This is a genomic window from Nocardia sp. NPDC004568 (assembly GCF_040609955.1).
In the GTDB taxonomy this organism is placed as follows: Bacteria; Actinomycetota; Actinomycetes; order Mycobacteriales; family Mycobacteriaceae; genus Nocardia.
In genome coordinates, this window is sequence record NZ_JBEXLL010000003.1 from 150,394 (window position 1) to 171,024 (window position 20,631).

Consider the following 20,631-nt stretch of genomic DNA (forward strand, 5'->3'; position numbering starts at 1 on the left):
TTGCCCGATCCGCGCCGTAACCGTGACGCTGCCGCTATCGGCGCCGACCGAGCATCCCGCACCGCCGCTCGCGAACTACGGTGCCGAGCTCACCGGCGCGGACAATCGCGCATGGCCAGGCAGATGGTCGCATGGACCTCGGACTCTTCCGTCGCCGCGTCCGGATCCCAGGTCGGTTCCGGCGCGTTCTCGATCGCGGGCCCGAACAACCACCACACATTGCGCCACGGATCGACGAAGCGGGCGAGGGAGGAAGCCCCGTAGAACGGCGTGGTCTCGGTGATGATCCGCGCTCCCCGCGCAGCGGCCCGCCGCAGTATCTCGTCGCAGTCGGCCACATTGACCTGGAGCAGTGCGGGGGTGAACACCCAGTCCGGTTTGGAGTCCACCACCATCAGGCAGGAGTCGCCGATCCGTACCTCGGCGTGGATCAGCAGGCCGTCGGTATCGACCGCGTGTGCCTCCGGGGTCTCCGCCGCGTCGAACACCGCACCGAGGAACTCGATGAAGGCCCGGGCGCCACCGGGGCCCTTGACCGCGGCGAAGGCATTGAGGCTCCCGTAACCGTTGCCGAGTTCGGACACGGGGATGATCAGAGGTGGAGTGGTCATGGCGCGAGCATGACACCCGTTGCGGTCAGTTACCGTCCGCTGTGCCGCCGGCCGGGTGATTCCTCACCGCTCGGAAGCCACGATGGGAACCACGTAGGTGCGGGCGAATTCGTCCAGTTGCTCGTCGGATTCCAAGGGCACCAGGCCCGACGGGCAGAGGATGAACGAGTGCACCAGTCGGCACGCCACTTCCGCCCGGGTCAGCAGATCGGCGGGTTCGGTGAACAGTCCCGCGTCCGCGGCCCGGCACAGGGCGGTATGGGCGGCCGCCACCGACATGGCGAAGACCGGACCGCCCTCCACGGTCAGTTTCTCCAGAATGCGTTCCGGTTCGACGGTCAGCATCCGCTTGACCAGCGGATGATCCCGCCATCGTGTGACGACTGTCACGAATATGTCGGCGATCAGGTCGGCCAGAGTGGTGTGCCGGGTGGAGATGGCGTCGACCTCGATGAGGACTCCGGCTACCTCCCGGCTCACGACCGCCTGCACCACGTCGTCGCGGGAGCCGATGCGGCGGTATATGGTGACGCGGTCGACACCGGCCTGCCGGGCGATGTCTTCAATAGTCGTCTTCTTGACGCCGAACTCGCTGAATCTGATCAACGCCGCGTCCAGAATGCGAGCCTCGATACCGTCCTGCAGTCCGGGTGACGATGTATACGCGGCGGACATGCAGTTAACGCTAGCAAGTACCGCGTGAGCGCAAACACCTATCGGGCACTCGCAATATTGCAACATTGCTATTAATTATGTTGCCATGTACATTCGCCGAATGGTGCAGACCAGCCAAGCAGCCGCTTGTTTCACTCTGGTGCGTCGTACATCCCGACTATCGGGAGGCAACTGATGGGCACCCAGGTACCGGCTCGCGGTTTCCAGATGATCGGCACGGCCGTGGACGTCTGCCGCTCGATATTCGTCGCCCACCGGCCCGCCTCACTGCTGCCGCACTCGAAGGTGCTCTGCCACAGTGGGTTCAACCGCAGGCTCGTGGTCGCCGCGATCCGGCGCAAGACCGTGGACGTGGTGACCGTGGTACTGGTGGATGCCGACGGCGATCCGTTACCCGCCTGGTTACCGGGCGCCCACCTGGAACTGTCTCTCCCGTCCGGACGCCGTCGCCAGTACTCACTGTGCGGCGACCCCGGTGACCGATCCGCCTACCGCATCGCCGTCCGGCTCATGCCACACGGCAACGGCGGCTCGATCGAGATCCACGAAAGCCTCCGCAGCGGTGACGCGCTGCGGGTCCACGGACCTCGGCACACCTTCCCGTTCATCGACGCGCCGGAGTACTTCTTCGTCGCCGGCGGTATGGGAATCACCCCCATCCTCCCCATGGCCCGGGCGGCCGGCCGACGCGGCAGTCTCGTCTACATCGGCCGCAGCCGGGAGTCGATGCCTTTTCTCGACCGGCTCCCCGGCGCGGTCATCCGGCCGGACGACGAATTCGGAGCCCCGGATATGGAGGAGATCCTCGCCCGCGCGAACCCGCATGCGGCCGTTTATGTCTGCGGCCCCACTCCCATGCAGGAAGCCGCCGCGCGCGCCCTGCCCCGGGTGAACCCCACCTGCACACTGCATCTGGAGCGCTGCCCGGCCACCCGCGCCGATCCGGCCCCGGCAGCGATACCGTCCCGGCCGTGCCGGTGACCGATCCACCCGGGGGCGCCTCGTTCCGCGGATGACCGCGCCGTAGCGCCCGGGCACCGTCCACTACCCACAGCCGGAACAACGGCCTATCCGGTCCGCGAAACACAGCGGTCGACGGACGGCCACGACGAGAAAAAGCCCCTCACCTGTCGCAGGTAAGGGGCTGAAGCGGTGGCGGAGGGATTTGAACCCTTTCCGGCGTCCTGATCAGGGTATCGATATCTCCCCTACCAGCGAAAACACATCAGTGTAAGTCACTGTAAATCACCCCGGATCGTGCCCAGTTGTGCCCAAAATGTGCCCACGGGTCACTATTGCGGCGAACGCCGAAGAACTCCAGCAGGTCATTTTGCTGGCGCCGACAAAATGATCTGCCGGGGTACTCGGTGGTGAGTACCCCGGCCAGTCGATATATCAGATTCCTGATTTACGCCCAGGTTGTCGACCTCGGCAAGCTGGGCGACCAGGTGAATTCCCTACGCCCGGAACATCACCACGGCGAACCAGGCCAGCCCGAGGGAGAGCAGGACCAGGGCGAGACCGTGGCCCGTCATCGGAGATGGCCACCCTCGGGGTCATGCAGTGGCCACCGGTACCCGCGCGGATAGTGGTACATCGGCGTGACCAGGGCGCACATATCGGTGATGACATGTCTCATCGAGTCGATATGGGCGAAGTTGGGCACGATGACCGCCTGCGCATTGTGCTCCATCACTGTCGACGCCAGGATGAGCGAGGCCGGAAGCGTGCCGACATCGACCTGGACAGTCCAGACGAGCCTGTAGCCGCCGCTCTCGGCGACTCGGTGGAGATCGGCGCCGTAGCCGTCCACCCGTTTATTGATGAACCCGACCGCCTTTGGCAGTTCCCCGACCATCGCATACCCCTTGCGCCCCGACCCCTGCAGATTGAAGGCACCCGCCGCCGAGGTGGTCGGGGTATCAGCCCGGCGGCGAGCGCTGCCAGAAAGATTCGCTTCCGGCAAGGGGCCAGAGGGACAGCGAGGGGACAGCGGCGCAGTATCGATCTACCCTCGGGACATGGGCGAGAACGTAGGCCAGCGGGTCGCATCCGAACGCAAATTGGCCGGCCTCAGCCAACGAGCATTGGCAGCGCGGGCGGCGTACAGCCTGAGCATGGTTAAGGCAGTGGAGCAAGGACGGGAGCCTGCCTCCCCCGGCTTCATCTCCGCGGTTGCGCGGGTTCTACGGGTCACCCCGGAGCAGCTGACCGGCGCGCCGTACGACGACGGCCGCCCGCTCTCCGATGCCGTGAACGAGCTCTCGATTCTGCTGACCGAAGGACGCTACGCCCGTGCCGAGGAACCGGGGACGCTGGCGCAGCTCGAGGCCGATCTGTTCGCCGCACAGCAGCTCTACCGCCGCGACCGCACCCGCCAGACCATCGAGGTATTGCCGGGGATCATCCGACGTCTACACGGCGCAACCCGCGAGATGTCCGGGGACCACAAGGCACACGCCTACACCCTGCTGACTGCGGCCTACGTGCTCGCGGAGTGGTCGGCCCGGCGCACCGGTCACCTGCTGCTCACGCTGCCCGCGCTGGACCTGGCCGATACCTACGCGCCGATGGGGGATGATACGAACTGGGGGGCGTTCTCCATCCTTGCCCGTGCCCGGGTGCTCACGCACTACGGGGAATCCGAAGTGGCCGGCCAGCTCATCGAGTCGGCGATATCGTCGGCCGACGAGTCACGCCGCGGGTTGATCCTGGGCGGATACTCCCATCTCGCCGGCGCGGTGAACGAGGCAAGGAAGCTGAATTACTCCGGGGCGTCCGACCACATCGAGGCAGCGCGGGAGATGGCCGCCCGGACCGGTGAGACGGACGATTACCTGGTGAGCTTCGGGCCGCTGAATGCCGAGATCCACGCTCATGAGGTCGAGTTGGAAGCCGGAGATCCGAACCGCGCCGCGATCGAGGGCGCGAAGCTCACATACCCGGACGACGCGCCACGGACCCGGGTAGCGCACCACTGGCAGGACAACGCCCGTGCGTGGCTGATGTCCGGGAAGCCGGATAAGGCACTCAGCGCGTTGAACAAAGCTCGGCTTGCCGCACCGCAGCAGACCCGACTACACCCGTCGGTCAGGGAGACGGTTCACGGAATCGCAGCAGCACAGCGGAGACAGAGTGAGGGCCTGGTCGGGTTCGCGTCCTGGCTCGGAACGTCACTGTGACATTCCTGATGTCCGCCGGGCGGACGGCAGGGCGGTTTTTGGTGGATCCACCGAAAAGGGTGTGCGGCCGCCGCACATCCTCAACCATGTTGAATATCGACGCGGTTGCCAGGTCCTGACGGGACCTCGCAAAAGGGTGTCGACCAGACCGACCCCGAAATCCCCAGACCCGTAACCAGCCAGAGCGCCTACGCCCATGGGGCGCCCGGCCGGGCGGCTTGGGGGTGCATGGCCGGGTCAATACCCGGTGCCGTCCCACGGCTCATCCGGGGCGGCGCGCAGTACCTCCAGCACCTCGGCGAACTCCGCGACCTCGCCCCCGGGCCAGTTGTTCCCGGCATCTATCCAGTCCTGCCGTGCCTGCATCCACTCCGGCCGCGACGGCCACGCCGAAGGCTTGCGCAACATCGGGGGCACCACATCATCCGGTGGCGGTCGGCGCCTCATGACACCGCACCCCGAATCCCATACACACCCCGCGGCGCACGGCCCGCCGGCAGACCTTCGGCGTCGTCTTCCGGCTCGTTCAACTTCAGCGCGGCCAGCAGCCGAGCGAATGTGATCCGCTGTTGCCTCAACTCCGGCAGAGCGGGATGGACCCGGACACCTTGGGAGGACTCGCCCAGCACCCCGTCACGGTCCAGCACCAGCTGTAACTGGTCGATCGCATCGGCGGTCCGGCACACCTCACGCAGCAGACCTATCTCGCCTTCCGATAGTTCGAACTGCTCGTTGTACCACTTCCACAGCCGCTTTCCCGGGGCCCGAAGGCCACGCGGAGCAGCAGGTATGTCTGCCAAATCAGCCTCCAAGGGTCGATTGGTTTGAAATCGCGGGGGGAGGGCTCGCCTACGCCGAGGGAGGCGAGCCGGGCCTGCCGGGCCTCACCCCCCAGGCTCGTACCCGAACAGATCCAGGTCAGAGATGTCGCCGTTGTCCCACTCGTCCACGATCGGAAACCACTCACGCTTTTGCGATGGCTGATATGCCGTCTGCGTGCGCTCGACCATCGCGGGCACCTCGGACAGGTGGTGGAACCGTTCGATCTTGAGGAACGGGAACAGGCCTTGAGTCCGCTTCACGGTCTCCTGTGGGATGTCATCGCGGATCCAGCATCGGCCATTGAGTGATACCCATGTGGCACGGAAGGTGGACAGCGGATCGTCACGGCCCGCGGCCATCTTCGGCCCGTGTGCCGTGACCTCAACTACGACCGGCCGGCGTTGGATGTAGTCGACTGTCGTGCAGCTGACATCCAGCCCGTACCCAGCGGTGGTGTACTCGGACAGCTCCTGCATGTCGGTGGTGACGAACCACCCGCATTTGCATCGGCGGTACGGCGAGACGTGGGGAGGGACCGTCGAGTGCTCGGGCTGGACGCAGAATGCTGCCGGTGTCCATTTCCACCCATCCACTGGACGGTCACCGATGCGGGGGCACGTACTCTCCGGCGCCCCGTAGAACCCGATGGTGCCGTTCGGTCGGATGCCATCGAGGCGGAACCCGACCACCTTTTCGGGGAGGTCGGGATACCAGTCACGCTCAACCATCAGCTCTCCTCCGTCCGCGGTGCCTATGCGTGTGCGGCACCGAACCGGCGGACGCGCTCGGTGAATCCCGCGGCTTCCTCGGTCTGGCGGTCGTGCTCGACAGCCGCGCGGATATTGCGGGCCGTGCTCTCAGCCTCGCCGACGGTGGGGAACCACAGCCGTCCGCCCAGCTGCACGCCGTGCACGTAGTAGCTGTGCGGGTTGGCGCCGCTGGCGTGGGTGACCTTGCGTGGGTCCTGCCATTCCCCGCAGTCGATAGCGCCAGAGGCGTACCGGAATCCGGGTGGTGTGGTGACGCGGCGCAACTCGTACAGCGCTTTCAACTCGGCCACGGTGGTCTGCAACTCGGCCAGGATGCGGGCATCATCGTTGCGGCCGGCCACGACCAGGGCGTCGACGCTGTGCGTATCGAGTCGGGCAACGTGTTCGATTGCCTCGATGAGCGGTGCGGCGAGCTCGGCCATGCCGGCCACCAGTTCGTCATGGTTGAAGCGCAGTGCCTCGAGCACGCCCCGCGCGGCACGGTCGCGTGCGTTGGACCAGGCGGAGAACTGGAGTCCCGCGGCGTACATGACGGCCGCTTTCTGTGCGATCTGCTCGGCAGGCTCACGGTTGAGGTAGGCCTCAGCGATGGGCGCATGGTCGACGTCGTTGCGGGGCTTCACCGATTCGACGTAGGTGAGCAGGTCCATGGCTTCGGTCACCTGTGCGGGCATGGTGATGCCGCGTCGGGTGAGTGCGTCCCATGTCTTGTGCGCGGTGTACTGCGGCTGGTTGTTGCGGAACTCGCTCACGGCTTGGTTCCCCTCTTCGCGCGGCGGAAGGCGTCGGTGGCGCGGGCCTGCTTACCTTCCAGGCTGTCGGGCTTGGTGGTGCCGGCCTCTCCGGGCTCGCGGACGCTGGCGGCGAACGCTTCCCACTCGGTGGTGGTCATGGATGCGCAGTAGGCGCCGGCGGCGTCGCGCAGGATGGACAGATCTGCCATTGGGTTACTCCGTTCTTCCTCGGGCGTATTCGGTGACGGTGCGGCGGTCGAACACCCATGCCCGTCCGGCGCGTTGCCCGTCGAGGTCGGCGGCCAGGCGGCGGACGTGGCGGGCGGTGCACCCGAGTAGCCGGGCGGCTTCCGTCACTCCGATCACTTCCGAGTTTCGGTCGGCCGTGCCGGTGTCGTGTCCGGTGCGGGACGCACATTCGACCAGTTCGGCGTCGAGGCGGGTGTCGATGCGCCTGAGCCATTCCGGGACCGGGGCACCCATCCGGCGCCGGGCGCGCAGCATCTCGGACACGGCGTATCGGCACGCCTTGAGTTCATCCTCACGAAGCGTCATCGGTGCGCCTCCGGTCTCTGGGACGGCCCCCGCGGGTGATCCGGCGCCGGGGTTTCTGGTGCTGCCGATCGGACGCGCGGGCGGCATCGAGCGGAGTCACGTTGGTCTCGCGCGTAGACCCTTGCTCCCTTGCTCCCTGGCTCCCTGGGGAATTTTCCCCATCCTCCGCACCCCCGCTGACCTCCCAGGGAGCGCCAGGGAGCCAGGGAGCAGCCTTCTCGGTGTCGGGGCTCTCTGGACGCTCGCTTGCTCCCTGGGGGGTCTCGGGAACATCCTTGCGACGCCACATCCATGGGCCGGGAATCTCCGGCTGGTACGCCTCGATAAACTCCTCGCCGCGGGCCTTGTTGATCCGCGACTTCGCACGCTTGGCCTTGTCGGTGGAATGCCCGACACCATCGGCCGCTGTGTAGACATCCTTCGCGAGAACCGGCCCATTCTTGAGCAGTTCGATCAACCAGGAATCAATCTCGGTGTTCCCGGCGCCTTCGGTGGTGGCCTTCGGCTGGAACCGGAGAACGTCACCGACCGTCTTGTCGGAGTCACCGACGATGACGAACCGACCCACCTCCGCGGTACGACCCGAGTCTGTCGTCACGGTGGTCGACTCGATCCGGTACGTCAGCGCCAGATCCTCTTCGCCGATGGAGTTCTTCTCCTGTGACATGATCCGGTCACCGGTTTCGGATTCCGGGTCCTTGGCGAACCCGAATACCGCTCGGGCGACCTCACCGAACGCCGATGACCCGTTGATGCCGGCGACGACATCACCGTTCCCGGACTTGTTGAGATGCGCGATACCGAGGACCACACCGTCGATGTCCTCGGCGAGCTTGGCCCACGGCTCGATCAGGGAACGGACCTCGTTGTTGCGGTTGATATCGGTGCGTGAGCCGATGGTCGACATCAGCGGGTCGACGACAACCAGTCTCACGTCATGGTCGTTCAACTCGCGGGTCAAGTCGGCCATGTCATGCGACGACAGGAACCGGACCTCTTCGCCGTCGAGTTCTACCCGCGGCATGAATACCCGGCGAAGATCCGCACCCGCGGCGCGTAGGCCGGGTTTGACCACGTACCGCGCTGACTCCTCAGCCGCGATATAGGCGACGTTCACCGGTCGGCCGAACCAATGCCCTTCGAGGGTGCCGTTACTCACTTGAGCGGCCATGTACCGCCCACCCGTCGACTTTCCCGCCCCGGGCCGGCCAGCGAACAGAGCGAGCGTTCCGACCGCGATCCGGCCCTTGCCACCGTGATTCCATGCCCACACCGGAACGTCGTCGGACTCATCGGCGAACGTGGAGAGCCGGACCGACCGGAACCCCACGCGCGCCTGTTCGCGCTCGCGTGCCTTCCGCATCCGTATCTGCTGAACCTCGGCCGCGACGTAGCACTCTGGGCACTCGCGAACGTGGTGCTGATGCCCGGCACAGTGAGCGGTCGGCTCCGGCAGCTTCCGCGCGGCCGTGGTCCGATTGCGGTCCTCGTCTTCGCCGGGCGCCGATACCGTGAACTCGTCGGTCATTCGGCACCTCCTTTCTGTACTGGGTTCAGGCGGCCCGCCCCACCACCTCGGGGGCGGGCCGTTTCCATGCGTGGGGAATTACGAAGCGCGGCGGATCGGGGCAGCTCGAGCGTCTTCCGTTCCCGGGTGACGGTCACCGGCCAGCGACCGGCGTAGATCGGCATCGAGCCGACCGACGTACTCAGCGAAGCTCTGGACGTCCTGCAGGACCGTCAGCTCATCGCCCCCGGCCTCGACGACACGGACCAACTGCGCCAAGCTGATTTCGAGCTCGGACCGGAACCGGGACCGAAGGATCCGTTCGGCCCACGAGTCGGGCCGGTATCCCTTCCGCCACTCGTCAAGCGCGGCCTGCACCGCGGGGCTATTCCGGGTCACCGGGTCACCTCCGCATCGTCGGAATGGAACCACTCGCTGGGACGGACGCCCAGCGCCAGCGCCAGCAGCACCAATTGAGTGACGGTCAATTCCTCGTCACCGTCACCGACCGCGGAGATGATGTGTTCCGGCACTCCGGAACGGGCCGCCAGCTGCGCATCCGTCATCCCGGCTGCGCGGGCGGTGGCGAACATGCGGCAGTAGACCTCGGTCGATTCCCGCTCGGCGAGCTCGGCGAGGTCGGCGCGATGGTCGATGGCTTCCAGGTCTTCGGGGCGGCAGACGACAGTCAGGCCGCTTCCCTCGGCGCGGAACCGGGCGAACCCGTCACCGGCGGCGGGCAGCAGCTCACCCGTGAGACCGGAGATGCGGCTGCGTACCCGGTCACCGGGACGGAACGGGACGGGCTTGGTATGGTCGGGCACAGAGACTCCCTCTTGGTGTGAGCGGGTTTCGTTGGCCCGGTCGAGCAGCAACTCGGCCGGGTCCTGGGGGCATTCAGGGGACATCAGACGGCGCCCTGGTTGGCCTTGACGGTGTTCGCCTCGAGGTACGCCGCGATATCGGCGGGGCGGTAGAAAACCCGGCGGCCTCGTTTCACGTAATCCGGGCCAGTGCCGCGGTACCGCATCTGGGCGAGCCCTTCGGCGGACATGCCGAGGATTTTCGCGGCGACGCCGGCGGGAATGATCGTCAGCTCGGGCGGCAAGGATGCGCTGTCCAGCGCGCCACTTCTCATGAGGTTTGGAATTTCGTACATATTGAGATCAGAGCATGTAGCCATCCGTGATGTCAAGATACGTTTTTTCGTCTACTCTCAGAGCCCATGGACGAGAGCCGCGCACCGACCATCGCCGAGATCGTCGGACGGAACGCAAGGGAGCTACGAGGAGATCTGAGGACGGACGACGTAGCAGCCGCTGCGCGCATGGTCGGCCTGAAATGGTCGCCGGGCCGAATATCCGAACTTGAACGAGGCAAGGTGAGCCCAACGCTGCCGACCCTCATCCTGCTGGCGCAATCGTTCACGGAACTACTCGGCCGGCCCGTATCCATAGCTGAAGACCTACTCGCCGGAGATGATCACATCCGTATCGGCGGGGATCTCGTCATTACCGCAGATGCGGTAAGGGAGTTTGCCAGCGGCCACCCTGTCGATCTGCGGTCCGGCGACATGCCTGATGTAATGGCCTCAATGGTTGAGGCCATGGGGTCGGTTACCGATATGGCGCGCAGGTCCGGGGCAGCATCAATCGGCGCGATCCGTAAGGCGAGCCATGCGACCCAAGCAGAGAGTCGTGTTGCCCGTGACCTCGGGATCACCGTCGAAGAGCTTTTCGATGCGTCCTTGCGCCTGTGGGGTAAGTCGTTCTCGGAGCAGCGCGATGCACTCGCGGGAGACGGGGCGAATGCACAGAAGCGCGGACGAATAGCGCGCGTCCTCAAAGACGAGATCAGACAGGCCATTTCCAATGGCAACGATTGAGCCGTACGAGACGAAATCCGGCCGGCGGTACCTCGTCCGCTACCGGATGCCGAGCGGGAAGCAGACAAAGAAGCGCGGTTTCCGGCGGAAGCTGGACGCCGAACGGTTCATGAGCACCGTGGAGGTCTCCAAGCTGACCGGCGACTACGTACAGCCGAGCCTTGGCCGTATCACGGTGGCCGAACTGGCGCCAAAGTGGTTGCAGCGCAAAGAAATCGACGTAGCCAAGTCGAACTATCGCACCCTCGAATCAGCGTGGCGGATTCACGTCCAGCCGCGGTGGGGAGACGTGGCCGTCGCCGACATCGAGCTGGACGCGGTGGAGACCTGGATAGCCGATATGGGGCGCCCGGTACTCGATCCGGCCGACCCGGAGAAAATCACCAGGCAGGGCAGCGGTGCAACCACCGTGATCCGCGCGTACGGGGTACTCGCCGGGATTCTGGATACCGCGGTGAAGGCGAAGCGGCTGAGGTCGAATCCGGCCCGTGGAGTGGAGAACCTGCCGCGCAAGACCAACAAGCGGCACGTCTACCTGAGCGCCGAAGATGTGGCGAGACTGGCCGCGGAGTCCGGGCAGCACCGGGCACTCGTCCTCACGTTGAGCTACACAGGCATCAGATGGGGTGAGGCGGTCGCGCTGCGGGTCCGGGATATCCAGTTCCTACGGCGACGGCTCAGCGTCCACGACAACGCCGTACAGCTGGGCGTCGACCATGCGGAAGGGCTCACCAAGAGCCGCAAGGACCGGTCTGTCCCGGTACCCCAATTCGTCCTAGACGAACTGGCCGTGCAGTGCGAGGGCCGCGGCCGTGACGCGCTGGTGTTCGGCAACGGCACCGACTACCTACCGCGCCCAAAGTCCAGCGGCGGATGGTTCGCAGGCGCAGTGAAGCGGGCCGGGGTGCAGAAGATCACCCCGCACGATCTACGGCACTCGTGCGCGTCGCTGGCGATCAGCGCCGGGGTGAACGTCCTTGCCCTGGCACGGATGCTCGGACACGGTGATCCATCCGTCACGCTGAGGGTGTATGCCGACTTGTTCGATTCGGATTTGGACGCGGTGGCGGAGGCCCTGAATTCCAAGTGTGCCCAAACTGTGCCCAAAACGGTCGGTGCAGCCGCCGGGTCGGCATGAAAAAAGCCCTCCACCTGCGAAAACAGGCGAAGGGCTGAAGCGGTGGCGGAGGGATTTGAACCCTCGGAGGGGGGTTACCCCTCACACGCTTTCGAGGCGTGCTCCTTAGGCCGCTCGGACACGCCACCGCCCGCAACGATACCGGAACAGCCCGATATCCCTAAATCGGGGGCCCGACCTGCGAATCTCCGGAACGGCATCCCGCGCGGCACTCGGCCTCCGGAGCCTGCTCGGGCGAGACGCCGGACGAGCTCGACGGGAGGCGCTCAGCGCTGGGACCGGAAGAAATCGTCCAGTATCGCCGCGCATTCGATTTCCAGGATCCCGCCGCGCACCTGGGGACGATGGTTGAGCCGCCGGTCGCGGACCACATCCCACAGCGAACCGACCGCTCCCGTCTTCGGCTCCCAGGCCCCGAACAGCAACCGATCCACCCGGGCCGCCACCAGCGCGCCGGCGCACATGGTGCACGGCTCCAGGGTCACCGCGAGGGTGGTGCCGGTGAGCCGCCAGCCGTCGCCGTGGACCGCGGCCGCGCGGCGCAGGGCCAGCACTTCGGCATGCGCGGTCGGGTCGCCGGAGGCCTCGCGGGCATTGGTGGCGCGGGCCAGCTCCCGGCCCCGGCTGTCGAAGACCACCGCGCCCACGGGTACATCCCGCGGGTCGGCGGTGGCGGCGACGGCGAGAGCCGTACGCACCATCTCGATATCGGCGAGCGGGACGCTCACCTCAGCGGGGCAGTTTGTCGAGCACCGCGGAGAACTCCGACGCGAACCCCAGCCGCTGGGCGATCATCGCGAGTTGCTCGTCGGGATAGAGATCGGTCTCGGCGAGGATCACACTGAACACCGGTTCGGGCAGGCCCAGATCGGCCAGGATGCCCAGGTCTCCCTCTTCCCAGGGTTCGACATCGTCGAGTTCGTCGGGATCGATATCGGGGATGTCGATGTGGAGTTCCTCGAGGACATCGGCGGCGATGTCGTAGTCGATCGCCGCGGTCGCGTCCGACACCAGCAGCCGGGTACCGCTGGGCGCGGGCCGGACCACGATGAAGAACTCGTCGTCGACATCGAGGAGTCCGAAGACCGCGCCGGAGGAGCGCAGGGCTTTCAGCTCGTTCTCCGCGGCCGACAGGGTGGTGAGCGCGGCCGAGGTCAACGGAGTGCACCGCCAGGTACCGTCTTCCCGGACAACAGCCACCGCGAACCCTTCCACGTCGTCGTAATCGTCCGACGTCGCCTTGTTCGTCCCCGAGCGCTGTGCTGCCATGGGCGCAACGGTAGTCGGCCCGAGGCCGTTAGATGAAGTCGTATGCGAATCTGTTCCGGTGACTGCTGACGACCATACGGCGCTCTGTGTTCTCGGAACCGGTTTGATCGGCGGGTCGCTGCTGCGTGCGGCGGCCGCGGCCGGCCGGACCTGCTGGGGATACAACCGCTCGGCGCCGGGCGTGGCGGCGGCCCGGGCCTCGGGTTTCGATGTCGGCGACGACCTCGCGGCGGTATTGCGCCGGGCCGCCGCGGCCGATGCGCTCATCGTGGTCGCGGTGCCGATGCCGGCGATACCCGCGTTGCTCGACGCGATCGCCGAACACGCGCCGGAGTGCGCGCTGACCGATGTGGTGAGTGTGAAGGCCCCTGTCGCGGCCGCGGTGCGCCGCTACGGGCTCGAAGCCCGCTACGTCGGCGGGCACCCGATGGCGGGCACCACCGAATCGGGATGGCAGGCAACCGATCCGGAACTTTTCCGCGGGGCGGCGTGGGCGGTCGGGGTGGACCCGGGCACCGACGCCGGCGCCTGGACGCGCGTCACGCGGCTGGCTCTGGACTGCGGCGCGGTGGCCGTCCCGGTGACCGCCTCCGAACACGACCGCGCCGTGGCCCGGATCTCCCATCTACCGCATGTGCTCGCCGAGGCCCTGGCAGTGGCCGGGGCCCGCGGCGGAGACCTCGCGCTCGGTCTGGCGGCGGGGTCGTTCCGGGACGGCACGCGGGTCGCGGGCACCGCCCCCGATCTGGTTCGGGCGATCTGCGAACCCAACTCCGAGGCGCTGCTGGCAGTGCTGGACGAGACGCTGACCGCGCTGGGTGAGGCCAGGGAGTCCCTGAGCGCGCGGACCTCCCTCGCCGACCTCACCACGGCCGGTCATGCCGCCCGGCAGCGCTACGAAACGGCCGAACGCTGGGAGATCACCGAGATCTCCCCCGGCGCGGCGGGGTGGCTGGAGAAGCTACAGGAAGCGGGCCGGGCAGGCGGGGTCATCACCCGCCTCGCGATCCAGCCGGCCGCCGAGGTCTGACCACACGCGGGTGCGACGCGGGTACGGCCGGGCTCAGACCCGCTCGGCCAGGCCCGGGTAGTCCAGCACGAAACCGTCGGGATCGACGGTGAGGGTCGCGCTGGACACCGGCGAAAGAACACTGATCCCGTCCCCGGCGCTGCTGTAGACGAGATCGGCCTCCTGCACCGTCAGCTCCGGCAACCGGACATAGACCACCGGGACCTGCACATCCTCCATGGCATGGTGCAGGCCGAACCGGCGGATGGGCAGGGTGTTGAAGAACGGGCTCAGCACCACGTCCGCGTCCAGGGCACCGCCGAACATGGACCGGATATGGGTGCCGGTGGCGTCGACGAGCCAGTAGTTCTCCTCGTCGCGGGCCAGGGACGCGTGCCGTTCCCCGGCGGCGGTGGTGCTGCTCATCGACAACCGCTTGGTCGCCCCGTTCTCGTCGGTGACCAGGTCGTAGGAGGCGCTGAACGCGGTGTGCTCGCCGCAGCCGCCGCCGATGATCCGGCCGCTGGCGCGGATCCGGTTGCCGTTGAGCGTTACGCGGACCGATTCCATTCGCGAGCCGTCGTGCGCACGCCAGGTGAGGACTGCGGGCCACCGCCCGGCGGCCGGCGTCGCCGCCGGTCCGGGGGTTACGTCGCTCGATTGCGTCACGTGTCCACCGTACGCAAGACCCGCGCCTTCAGCGCTCAGACGGGCCGTGTTCGGCCTCGCGGCGACGGCGGCTCCGACCCACTTCATCGGCCGACACGGACCGAACCGGGCCCCAGGACGCGAACCCGCCTGCGCTCCCCGCCGCGGTACGTGGCCACTCCGGCAGGTCCCGGGCCGCGGCCGAGTAACGCTGTGGGCTGCCCACCCGATTTCACGGCCGGTGACCACCTCTATCCGACTGCGGAACGATGGCTGGATATGGCCATCGATCATGTGATCGCGGGCCGCCGCAACGCAGTCCTCGAGGAGGGCGCGGGCAACCCGAGCCGGGCAGCGGGGGTCATCGACCGATTCCAGATGAACACCTATCACTCGGCTGTCGAAGCCGTGGCGGTCTCGCGCGTGCAGAGCGGGGCATCGGTGCTCGGCCGCTTCCTCGACGAGCGACTGCGTGACGGCAGCGGACGGTATGTGCCCATCCGCGCGCAGGACATCTGTTTCGACGGCTCGGCCGAGCTGCTGCGCCTGCTCGAATCACCCCACCCACCGGTGGCCGTCGACGAGCTCCGGGTCCGTTCCCGCTCCGTCCTGCTGTACGAGAACCACCGGCCGGCGAGGGGCGAATGGTCCGCTCCGCCGGAGGGCGGACCGGTCCTGGCGGAGGAGCGGACCCGCCCACGCACGCCGGACGAGGAATACGCCTACACCGCGCGAAGCCGGAACTTCCGGGAGGCGCTCACACAGGCATACGCCGATCACCCCGGACAGGCCGCGGACTGGCACCGGCTGTGGAACGAGATGAACATATTGGAGGAGACGGTGCGGATCTGAGCCCGGACACCGGCATCGGATACCGGCCCGGGGATCGAGGATTCGAATCCCCGGTCGCTATCGCTTCGGCAGCGACTGTTCCGGCCACTCCGCCACGATCGGGAGCCCTCGATCGGTGCTCGCATCCAGCGCTTGCGCGTCGTCCGAGCGGGAGCCGCGCTCCCCCACGAACGTCGGCCCCGCCACCGGTTCTCAGTCGCGTACCTCCGCCCGAAGCCGGTCCACGGCCGTGACGAACTCCGGGTGCGCCGACACGATCAACTGCTCGGTCGAATCGGTCAGCCAGACATCCGCGAAGTAGTCGGACCGCATCCAGGAGACCAGGCCGACAGCCATAGCGATGGGGAAGCACCCGGGCACGGCGGCGAAGCCCAGCGGCACGTAGAGCTGCTCGGCTCGGAAGAGAACCGCCGCCACCAACGCCCCGATCGTCACCACGACGATCAGCAGCATCAGCAGCGCGATCCGCCGAAACCGACGGACCTCGTGCATGCAGTATTCGCAGGCCGGACACTCGAACCGGAGGCAGGCCTGTACTCCGTAGTTCTCCCGAGGCTTCCAGGGCGGCCTGATCGATCCGAGGAAAACCCGCATGGTGGGCATCTCCGACCCCGGCTGCCCCATGGAATTCACTGTGAAAGAACGATTCTCCACCGCAGGTAGGCCGTGTTCGCTGCACACATCGGGCATGAACTCGGTAAGTTTCAGGTTCAGCGGCGCTGTCGTGAGAAGCGGGGCACGGTCCGGATCCACTCGGGTCTCGAACAGCACCTTCTGCCGCCCCGTCACTGCAGCCAGCCGTTCTTCCAGCGATCACGGAAGTAGAGGTCGTCTTCATCGGGTTCGTCAGGGGTGACCACCTGGTCGCGATGGGACTTGCGACGGCCCGGCGATGTGCTCCCCGCCGGAGAGACGGATGGTTGCGGCGCTACCAGTGACTGTTGCGGCGGCGACGGCTCGGCCGACTGCGCCGGGGCCGACCATGTCGACGGCCGCTCGCGGAGCTGGTCGAGCTGTCTTTGTCCCTGTTCCGCGTGCCGCTGCCGTTCTTCCTCGGGCATCTCCGCGAACTGCTGCATCGCCGCGGGCATGGTCTGATCGAGAACCGCGTCGAAAGCGTCGCTGTGCATCAATTCCCGAGCGCTGGCCCTGCCGTCGAGAATGGCCCGGATCTGATCTTTCAGCCGCGGGTCGGTTGTGCCTGCCATGATGACCTGCAGCGCCTTCGAGAGCTGGCGCGAGACCCCGAGGTCGCCGCGCGCGAGGTCGTGTACCGGCTCCGGTGAACTCACTTCATGCCCCCGGATGGTCGTAGGAGTTCTCCGGCAGTGTGGGTAGGTCTCCGGATCGGATCGCACCCAGGCCCGCGTAGATGAGCCCGGCTGTCCCTTCCAAACCGATATAGAGGGCGGACAGCTTCGAGACCATCATGTTGAATTCCGCGATTGCCCGCAGCGTGGTCAAGGTAGCGGCCGCCACCAGCGCAGCGGTGGCGACGACCCCGACGCCGGTGGCCGCGGAAACCTTGACCGCAGCCCATTCGATGATCGCGATCGCGCCGATATCCAGCAGCGTCTGTACCGAATCGCCGATCGTCTTCGCGCCGTAATACGCGGCGTTCGCGTAATTCTCGATCTCGTCGGCGACGGAGTTCAGGGCATCGACCTGGACCGCGACCGCGGTCGCCAATTCCGCGAAGTACGTTTGCGCGTCGGCGGCCGCGTTGCCGTCCCAGGTCGGGTCGACGGCCTTCGCCGCGTTCTCGATCTCGGCGGCGAAGCCGGTGTTGTAGGCCGCGAGATTCGCGACGGCCACACCCGCTTGCTGCAGCGCCTCCCAATCTCCGGCGATCTTCTGCGAGAACCATTCCACCGGGTCCACGCCGACAACGTTTTTGAGCCAGGTACACGCCCAGTACGTCGGTGAGATCTCGTTGGAGGTCACGAGGAACTCGAACTTGTCGTTCATGGGATCTTCGAGCGCGGGCTCGGCCAATTTTTCGACAGGCGCGCCCGCCATCACTTACCGGCCTCGTACGTGCGGTCCAATGCCGCGGCATTCGCGCGGTCCGTGGTCCGGTACATCTGCGCCACCGCGGCCAGTTCGGTCGCGGCGGCTGCGGACAGCCGGCCCAGCGTTTCGTAATTCGGCTTCAACTTCGCATGGGCCTCGCTGATGGCACTCAGTCCGAGCCGGATCAGTCCACCGTCGCCCCATACCGTGTTGTCGACCACCAGCCATTTGTCGATGTAGGCCGTGGCGCTCGCATTCTCGTCCGCCAGCTTCCGCAGGCTCGCTGAGAATTTGTCGACTTCGTCCGGATCGACATCGAGTTCTTCCGGCATTCGCCCCCTCCCTCCCGCGGCGCTCCCACACCGCGCTCTGCATCGGCAAACCATCGCACAGCCGGACCGGCGGGGCAACCGCTCGTCCGCGGCTTCACCTCGACCTACCGGATTGCCCCTGCGAAGCAGATTCTTTGCGACGGCGGACCGAAGCCGGACACCGATCAATCTGCCGAGCTGGCGGAGACGGAGGGATTTGAACCCCCGGTCGCTCTCACGACTCTCGCTTTCAAGGCGAGTGCATTCGGCCGCTCTGCCACGTCTCCAGGGCCTCGATGGTAACCGATGTGACCGGGAGCGACCCAAAGCCGACCACCGGTCACCGGGTTGGCCGACCGCACACTCACCGGGGCACGGCGAGCAGGTCACGGGTGATGCCGGACAGGTCGGCGCAGCCGGAAAGCCCCATGGCGGAATCGAAATCGGCGAGCAGCAGGCGCAGCGCGTGGCGCACCCCCGCGCCGCCGGCGATACCGAGGCCGTAGGCCCAGGGCCGGCCGTAGCCCACCGCTTTGGCGCCGAGAGCGAGTGCGACCAGCACGTCCGAGCCGGAACGGACACCGGAGTCGAACAGCACATCGGCCCGGTCACCGACCGCGCCGACCACCGCGCCGAGCGCGTCCAGCGCGGCGATCGAGTTATCGATCTGCCGGCCGCCGTGGTTGCTCACCCACACCGCGTCCGCGCCGGCGTCGACCAGCCGCCGGGCATCGTCGGGATGGAGCACGCCCTTGACCGCGATCGGCAGATCCGTCCATTCCCGCAGCTTGGCCAGGTCGGCGGGACGTAGCGTGTGGTTGCCGAACAGGCCGACCCAGGTGAGGATCGCCATCCGCAGCGCGTCCTCGCTCTCCTCCGGCGGCGCGGCCAGCTTCGCCCGGAAGACCGGGTCGGAGAGATAGTTGGCGATGCCCTTGCCCAGCAGGAAGGGCAGGTGCCCCAATTCGAGATCCCGCGGCCGCCAGCCCAGCGATGGGGTGTCCACGGTGACCACGATCGCCTTCGCCCCGGCCCGCTGCGCGCGCTCCACGAACGAGCGGGCCAGCTCGTCGTCGGCGGGCCAGTACAGCTGATACCACCAGTCGCCGGCGACCGCGCCCACCTCCTCGATGGTCGCGGAGGAGGCGGTCGACAGCACGGTGCCGACCCCGAGTTCCTTCGCGGCCTGCGCCACCACCACCTCGCCTTTCTCGTGCAGCAGTTCCAGCACACCGACCGGTGAGGTCAGCACCGGGGCGGCCAGTCTGGTGCCGAGCACTTCGACCGCGGTGTCGCGCGCACCCGGCCCACTGGTGCCGCAGAGCATGCGCGGCACGATCCGGTACCGGTCGAACGCGGAGGTGTTGGCCACGGCCGTACGTTCGGTGGAGGCACTTCCGGCCACATAGGCGTAGGCGCGCGCGTCGAGCAACTCCCGGGCCCGGTCCGCGAAACCGTCCGCGGTCATCGGCAGTTCGGGGACCGTCCCGCCCATTCCCTGGAGATAGATCTCGTTCTGGAAGTCGATGAAGCTGCTCACGGGGCTCACGCTAGCCCCGTCCGGCCCGGCGCGGACACCCTCTCGGCATTCTGATGCAGTATGGGTCCCGTGCGTGCGATCAACTTGAACGGATTCGGCGGCCCCGAGGTGATGGAGTGGTCCGACGCCCCGGACCCGGTACCCGGGCACGGCGAGATACTGATCGACGTGGCGGCGGCCGGGGTGAACCGGGCCGATCTGCTGCAGCGGCGCGGCCTGTACGCGCCCCCGCCGGGCACCACCGCAGTGCCCGGACTCGAATGCTCGGGAGTGATCTCTGCGCTCGGCGAGGGCGTCCGGGACTGGTCGGTCGGCGACCGGGTATGCGCGCTGCTGTCCGGCGGCGGATACGCCGAGAAGGTGGCGGTCCCGGCCGGCCAGGTGCTCCCGGTACCGGACGGCGTGGATCTGGCGGCGGCCGCGGGGCTGCCCGAGGTCGCGGCGACGGTCTGGTCCAATCTGGTGCTGACCGCCGGCCTGCACTCCGGGCAACTGCTGCTGATCCACGGCGGTGGCAGCGGTATCGGCACCCACGCCATCCAGGTGGCGACGCAGCTGGGCGCCCGGGTGGCGGTGACGGCCGGCTCGGCGGCGAAACTGGCGCGGTGCGCGGAACTCGGCGCGAGCGTGCTGATCAACTACCGGGAACACGATTTCGTCGATCTGGTCCGGGCCGAGCAGGGCCTGGGCGGGCCGGGCGCGGACATCATCCTCGACAACATGGGCGCCGCCTACCTGGGACGCAATGTAGCGGCGCTGGCCCTGGACGGCCAGGTGCTGGTGATCGGTATGCAGGGCGGGGTGAACGCCGAACTGAACCTGGCCGACCTCATGGCCAAACGCGGGACGGTGCGCGCGATCAAATTGCGCGACCGCCCGGCCACCGGCCGCGGTAGCAAGGCCGACATCATCGCCGAGGTACGGGCCCATGTCTGGCCGCTACTGGAGACGGGCGCGGTCGTCCCGGTGATCCACGCCGAGGTCCCGGTGTCCGAGGCGGCCAGGGCACACGAACTGCTCGACGAACACGACACGTTCGGCAAGGTGATCCTGCGGATCGGCGACGACCCGAGCGCATCGGGCCGGTAGGCCGGCGCCACCGCCCGGCGC

At 67.3% G+C, this 20,631-nt stretch carries 27 protein-coding genes and 2 tRNA genes; 7 read left to right on the top strand and 22 right to left on the bottom strand.

Annotated features, from left to right (window positions below; genetic code table 11):
- Positions 1–89 precede the first annotated feature (89 nt).
- Positions 90–611, bottom strand: a complete 522-nt coding sequence (locus ABZV91_RS02640) for a bleomycin resistance protein (protein ID WP_355234275.1) — start codon at positions 609–611, stop codon at positions 90–92.
- A 63-nt stretch (positions 612–674) separates the two neighbouring features.
- Positions 675–1,286 carry a TetR family transcriptional regulator gene (locus tag ABZV91_RS02645; RefSeq protein ID WP_355234278.1) on the bottom strand — a complete coding sequence of 204 codons (612 nt, stop codon included), beginning with the start codon at positions 1,284–1,286 and terminating at the stop codon, positions 675–677.
- 174 nt (positions 1,287–1,460) lie between these two features.
- Here ABZV91_RS02645 and ABZV91_RS02650 point away from each other — a divergent pair, with 174 nt between their 5' ends.
- On the top strand, positions 1,461–2,267 hold the full coding sequence (locus ABZV91_RS02650; RefSeq protein WP_355234281.1) for a ferredoxin reductase: 807 nt from the start codon (positions 1,461–1,463) through the stop codon (positions 2,265–2,267).
- A gap of 550 nt (positions 2,268–2,817) precedes the next feature.
- Here the strand turns inward: ABZV91_RS02650 and ABZV91_RS02655 are convergent.
- Complete coding sequence (locus ABZV91_RS02655) at positions 2,818–3,144, bottom strand: hypothetical protein (protein ID WP_355234284.1); 327 nt, start codon at positions 3,142–3,144, stop codon at positions 2,818–2,820.
- A 163-nt stretch (positions 3,145–3,307) separates the two neighbouring features.
- Between ABZV91_RS02655 and ABZV91_RS02660 the strand changes: the two genes are divergently transcribed.
- Positions 3,308–4,468: a helix-turn-helix transcriptional regulator gene (locus ABZV91_RS02660; RefSeq protein ID WP_355234287.1), complete on the top strand. Its 1,161-nt coding sequence runs from the start codon at positions 3,308–3,310 to the stop codon at positions 4,466–4,468.
- Positions 4,469–4,705: 237 nt separating this feature from the next.
- On the opposite strand, the gene ABZV91_RS02665 is transcribed toward ABZV91_RS02660, so the two are convergent.
- The 9 genes from ABZV91_RS02665 to ABZV91_RS02705 all read right to left on the bottom strand — a co-directional run bounded on the left by ABZV91_RS02665 (position 4,706) and on the right by ABZV91_RS02705 (position 10,015).
- A complete protein-coding gene (locus tag ABZV91_RS02665) occupies positions 4,706–4,876 on the bottom strand; it encodes a hypothetical protein (RefSeq protein WP_355234290.1) in 171 nt (56 codons plus the stop codon).
- A gap of 35 nt (positions 4,877–4,911) precedes the next feature.
- Complete coding sequence (locus tag ABZV91_RS02670; protein ID WP_355234293.1) at positions 4,912–5,268, bottom strand: terminase; 357 nt, start codon at positions 5,266–5,268, stop codon at positions 4,912–4,914.
- 84 nt (positions 5,269–5,352) lie between these two features.
- Positions 5,353–6,018 (bottom strand): hypothetical protein, encoded by a 666-nt coding sequence (locus tag ABZV91_RS02675; RefSeq protein ID WP_355234296.1) that lies wholly within the window; start codon positions 6,016–6,018, stop codon positions 5,353–5,355.
- 23 nt (positions 6,019–6,041) lie between these two features.
- A complete protein-coding gene (locus tag ABZV91_RS02680; protein WP_355234299.1) occupies positions 6,042–6,812 on the bottom strand; it encodes a hypothetical protein in 771 nt (256 codons plus the stop codon).
- Positions 6,809–7,003, bottom strand: a complete 195-nt coding sequence (locus ABZV91_RS02685; protein WP_355234302.1) for a hypothetical protein — start codon at positions 7,001–7,003, stop codon at positions 6,809–6,811. Before ABZV91_RS02685 ends, ABZV91_RS02680 begins: the two co-directional genes overlap by 4 nt.
- Before the next feature lie 4 nt (positions 7,004–7,007).
- The gene (locus ABZV91_RS02690; protein ID WP_355234305.1) at positions 7,008–7,349 is read right to left on the bottom strand and encodes a hypothetical protein; all 342 of its coding nucleotides are present in this window, start codon (positions 7,347–7,349) and stop codon (positions 7,008–7,010) included.
- Complete coding sequence (locus ABZV91_RS02695; protein ID WP_355234308.1) at positions 7,336–8,877, bottom strand: AAA family ATPase; 1,542 nt, start codon at positions 8,875–8,877, stop codon at positions 7,336–7,338. Before ABZV91_RS02695 ends, ABZV91_RS02690 begins: the two co-directional genes overlap by 14 nt.
- Before the next feature lie 374 nt (positions 8,878–9,251).
- Positions 9,252–9,680 carry a hypothetical protein gene (locus ABZV91_RS02700; protein WP_355234311.1) on the bottom strand — a complete coding sequence of 143 codons (429 nt, stop codon included), beginning with the start codon at positions 9,678–9,680 and terminating at the stop codon, positions 9,252–9,254.
- 83 nt (positions 9,681–9,763) lie between these two features.
- Positions 9,764–10,015, bottom strand: a complete 252-nt coding sequence (locus ABZV91_RS02705) for a helix-turn-helix domain-containing protein (RefSeq protein WP_355234314.1) — start codon at positions 10,013–10,015, stop codon at positions 9,764–9,766.
- Between the two features lie 66 nt (positions 10,016–10,081).
- Between ABZV91_RS02705 and ABZV91_RS02710 the strand changes: the two genes are divergently transcribed.
- Positions 10,082–10,741 carry a helix-turn-helix transcriptional regulator gene (locus ABZV91_RS02710; RefSeq protein ID WP_355234317.1) on the top strand — a complete coding sequence of 220 codons (660 nt, stop codon included), beginning with the start codon at positions 10,082–10,084 and terminating at the stop codon, positions 10,739–10,741.
- The gene (locus ABZV91_RS02715) at positions 10,728–11,879 is read left to right on the top strand and encodes a site-specific integrase (protein WP_355234320.1); all 1,152 of its coding nucleotides are present in this window, start codon (positions 10,728–10,730) and stop codon (positions 11,877–11,879) included. Before ABZV91_RS02710 ends, ABZV91_RS02715 begins: the two co-directional genes overlap by 14 nt.
- Positions 11,880–11,919: 40 nt before the next feature.
- Here ABZV91_RS02715 and ABZV91_RS02720 read toward each other — a convergent pair.
- The 3 genes from ABZV91_RS02720 to ABZV91_RS02730 form a co-directional block, all read right to left on the bottom strand.
- A tRNA-Ser gene (locus ABZV91_RS02720) sits at positions 11,920–12,007 on the bottom strand.
- Positions 12,008–12,145: 138 nt separating this feature from the next.
- Positions 12,146–12,580, bottom strand: coding sequence for a nucleoside deaminase (locus ABZV91_RS02725; protein WP_355234439.1), 435 nt, complete (start codon positions 12,578–12,580; stop codon positions 12,146–12,148).
- 28 nt (positions 12,581–12,608) lie between these two features.
- On the bottom strand, positions 12,609–13,148 hold the full coding sequence (locus ABZV91_RS02730) for a tRNA adenosine deaminase-associated protein (RefSeq protein WP_355234323.1): 540 nt from the start codon (positions 13,146–13,148) through the stop codon (positions 12,609–12,611).
- Between the two features lie 58 nt (positions 13,149–13,206).
- On the opposite strand from ABZV91_RS02730, the gene ABZV91_RS02735 reads away from it, so the two are divergent.
- Positions 13,207–14,178: a prephenate dehydrogenase gene (locus ABZV91_RS02735; protein WP_355234326.1), complete on the top strand. Its 972-nt coding sequence runs from the start codon at positions 13,207–13,209 to the stop codon at positions 14,176–14,178.
- A gap of 33 nt (positions 14,179–14,211) precedes the next feature.
- Here the strand turns inward: ABZV91_RS02735 and ABZV91_RS02740 are convergent, their stop codons facing one another.
- Positions 14,212–14,826 (bottom strand): putative glycolipid-binding domain-containing protein, encoded by a 615-nt coding sequence (locus ABZV91_RS02740; protein WP_355234328.1) that lies wholly within the window; start codon positions 14,824–14,826, stop codon positions 14,212–14,214.
- Between the two features lie 192 nt (positions 14,827–15,018).
- On the opposite strand from ABZV91_RS02740, the gene ABZV91_RS02745 reads away from it, so the two are divergent.
- On the top strand, positions 15,019–15,657 hold the full coding sequence (locus ABZV91_RS02745) for a zeta toxin family protein (RefSeq protein WP_355234330.1): 639 nt from the start codon (positions 15,019–15,021) through the stop codon (positions 15,655–15,657).
- A gap of 192 nt (positions 15,658–15,849) precedes the next feature.
- On the opposite strand, the gene ABZV91_RS02750 is transcribed toward ABZV91_RS02745, so the two are convergent.
- From ABZV91_RS02750 to ABZV91_RS02775, 6 genes are all read right to left on the bottom strand, one after another.
- Entirely contained in the window at positions 15,850–16,149 is a 300-nt protein-coding gene (locus ABZV91_RS02750) for a hypothetical protein (protein ID WP_355234333.1), read from the bottom strand.
- 293 nt (positions 16,150–16,442) lie between these two features.
- The gene (locus ABZV91_RS02755) at positions 16,443–16,949 is read right to left on the bottom strand and encodes a hypothetical protein (RefSeq protein WP_355234336.1); all 507 of its coding nucleotides are present in this window, start codon (positions 16,947–16,949) and stop codon (positions 16,443–16,445) included.
- Position 16,950: 1 nt separating this feature from the next.
- The gene (locus ABZV91_RS02760; protein WP_355234339.1) at positions 16,951–17,625 is read right to left on the bottom strand and encodes a hypothetical protein; all 675 of its coding nucleotides are present in this window, start codon (positions 17,623–17,625) and stop codon (positions 16,951–16,953) included.
- A 50-nt stretch (positions 17,626–17,675) separates the two neighbouring features.
- A complete protein-coding gene (locus tag ABZV91_RS02765) occupies positions 17,676–18,002 on the bottom strand; it encodes a type VII secretion target (RefSeq protein ID WP_355234342.1) in 327 nt (108 codons plus the stop codon).
- A 178-nt stretch (positions 18,003–18,180) separates the two neighbouring features.
- A tRNA-Ser gene (locus ABZV91_RS02770) sits at positions 18,181–18,268 on the bottom strand.
- 77 nt (positions 18,269–18,345) lie between these two features.
- On the bottom strand, positions 18,346–19,521 hold the full coding sequence (locus ABZV91_RS02775) for an alpha-hydroxy-acid oxidizing protein (protein ID WP_355234345.1): 1,176 nt from the start codon (positions 19,519–19,521) through the stop codon (positions 18,346–18,348).
- A 69-nt stretch (positions 19,522–19,590) separates the two neighbouring features.
- On the opposite strand from ABZV91_RS02775, the gene ABZV91_RS02780 reads away from it, so the two are divergent.
- Positions 19,591–20,610 (top strand): NAD(P)H-quinone oxidoreductase, encoded by a 1,020-nt coding sequence (locus ABZV91_RS02780; RefSeq protein ID WP_355234348.1) that lies wholly within the window; start codon positions 19,591–19,593, stop codon positions 20,608–20,610.
- Positions 20,611–20,631 lie beyond the last annotated feature (21 nt).

What these genes read in the sequence shown, in the direction of transcription:
- ABZV91_RS02690 (WP_355234305.1), bottom strand. Translation starts at nt 7,349, where the DNA reads ATGACGCTTCGTGAGGATGAACTCAAGGCGTGCCGATACGCCGTGTCC.
- ABZV91_RS02765 (WP_355234342.1), bottom strand. Translation starts at nt 18,002, where the DNA reads ATGCCGGAAGAACTCGATGTCGATCCGGACGAAGTCGACAAATTCTCA.
- ABZV91_RS02660 (WP_355234287.1), top strand. Translation starts at nt 3,308, where the DNA reads ATGGGCGAGAACGTAGGCCAGCGGGTCGCATCCGAACGCAAATTGGCC.
- ABZV91_RS02640 (WP_355234275.1), bottom strand. Translation starts at nt 611, where the DNA reads ATGACCACTCCACCTCTGATCATCCCCGTGTCCGAACTCGGCAACGGT.
- ABZV91_RS02695 (WP_355234308.1), bottom strand. Translation starts at nt 8,877, where the DNA reads ATGACCGACGAGTTCACGGTATCGGCGCCCGGCGAAGACGAGGACCGC.
- ABZV91_RS02685 (WP_355234302.1), bottom strand. Translation starts at nt 7,003, where the DNA reads ATGGCAGATCTGTCCATCCTGCGCGACGCCGCCGGCGCCTACTGCGCA.
- ABZV91_RS02760 (WP_355234339.1), bottom strand. Translation starts at nt 17,625, where the DNA reads ATGAACGACAAGTTCGAGTTCCTCGTGACCTCCAACGAGATCTCACCG.
- ABZV91_RS02675 (WP_355234296.1), bottom strand. Translation starts at nt 6,018, where the DNA reads ATGGTTGAGCGTGACTGGTATCCCGACCTCCCCGAAAAGGTGGTCGGG.
- ABZV91_RS02725 (WP_355234439.1), bottom strand. Translation starts at nt 12,580, where the DNA reads ATGGTGCGTACGGCTCTCGCCGTCGCCGCCACCGCCGACCCGCGGGAT.
- ABZV91_RS02750 (WP_355234333.1), bottom strand. Translation starts at nt 16,149, where the DNA reads ATGCACGAGGTCCGTCGGTTTCGGCGGATCGCGCTGCTGATGCTGCTG.
- ABZV91_RS02650 (WP_355234281.1), top strand. Translation starts at nt 1,461, where the DNA reads ATGGGCACCCAGGTACCGGCTCGCGGTTTCCAGATGATCGGCACGGCC.
- ABZV91_RS02645 (WP_355234278.1), bottom strand. Translation starts at nt 1,286, where the DNA reads ATGTCCGCCGCGTATACATCGTCACCCGGACTGCAGGACGGTATCGAG.
- ABZV91_RS02705 (WP_355234314.1), bottom strand. Translation starts at nt 10,015, where the DNA reads ATGTACGAAATTCCAAACCTCATGAGAAGTGGCGCGCTGGACAGCGCA.
- ABZV91_RS02715 (WP_355234320.1), top strand. Translation starts at nt 10,728, where the DNA reads ATGGCAACGATTGAGCCGTACGAGACGAAATCCGGCCGGCGGTACCTC.
- ABZV91_RS02655 (WP_355234284.1), bottom strand. Translation starts at nt 3,144, where the DNA reads ATGGTCGGGGAACTGCCAAAGGCGGTCGGGTTCATCAATAAACGGGTG.
- ABZV91_RS02710 (WP_355234317.1), top strand. Translation starts at nt 10,082, where the DNA reads ATGGACGAGAGCCGCGCACCGACCATCGCCGAGATCGTCGGACGGAAC.
- ABZV91_RS02730 (WP_355234323.1), bottom strand. Translation starts at nt 13,148, where the DNA reads ATGGCAGCACAGCGCTCGGGGACGAACAAGGCGACGTCGGACGATTAC.
- ABZV91_RS02665 (WP_355234290.1), bottom strand. Translation starts at nt 4,876, where the DNA reads ATGTTGCGCAAGCCTTCGGCGTGGCCGTCGCGGCCGGAGTGGATGCAG.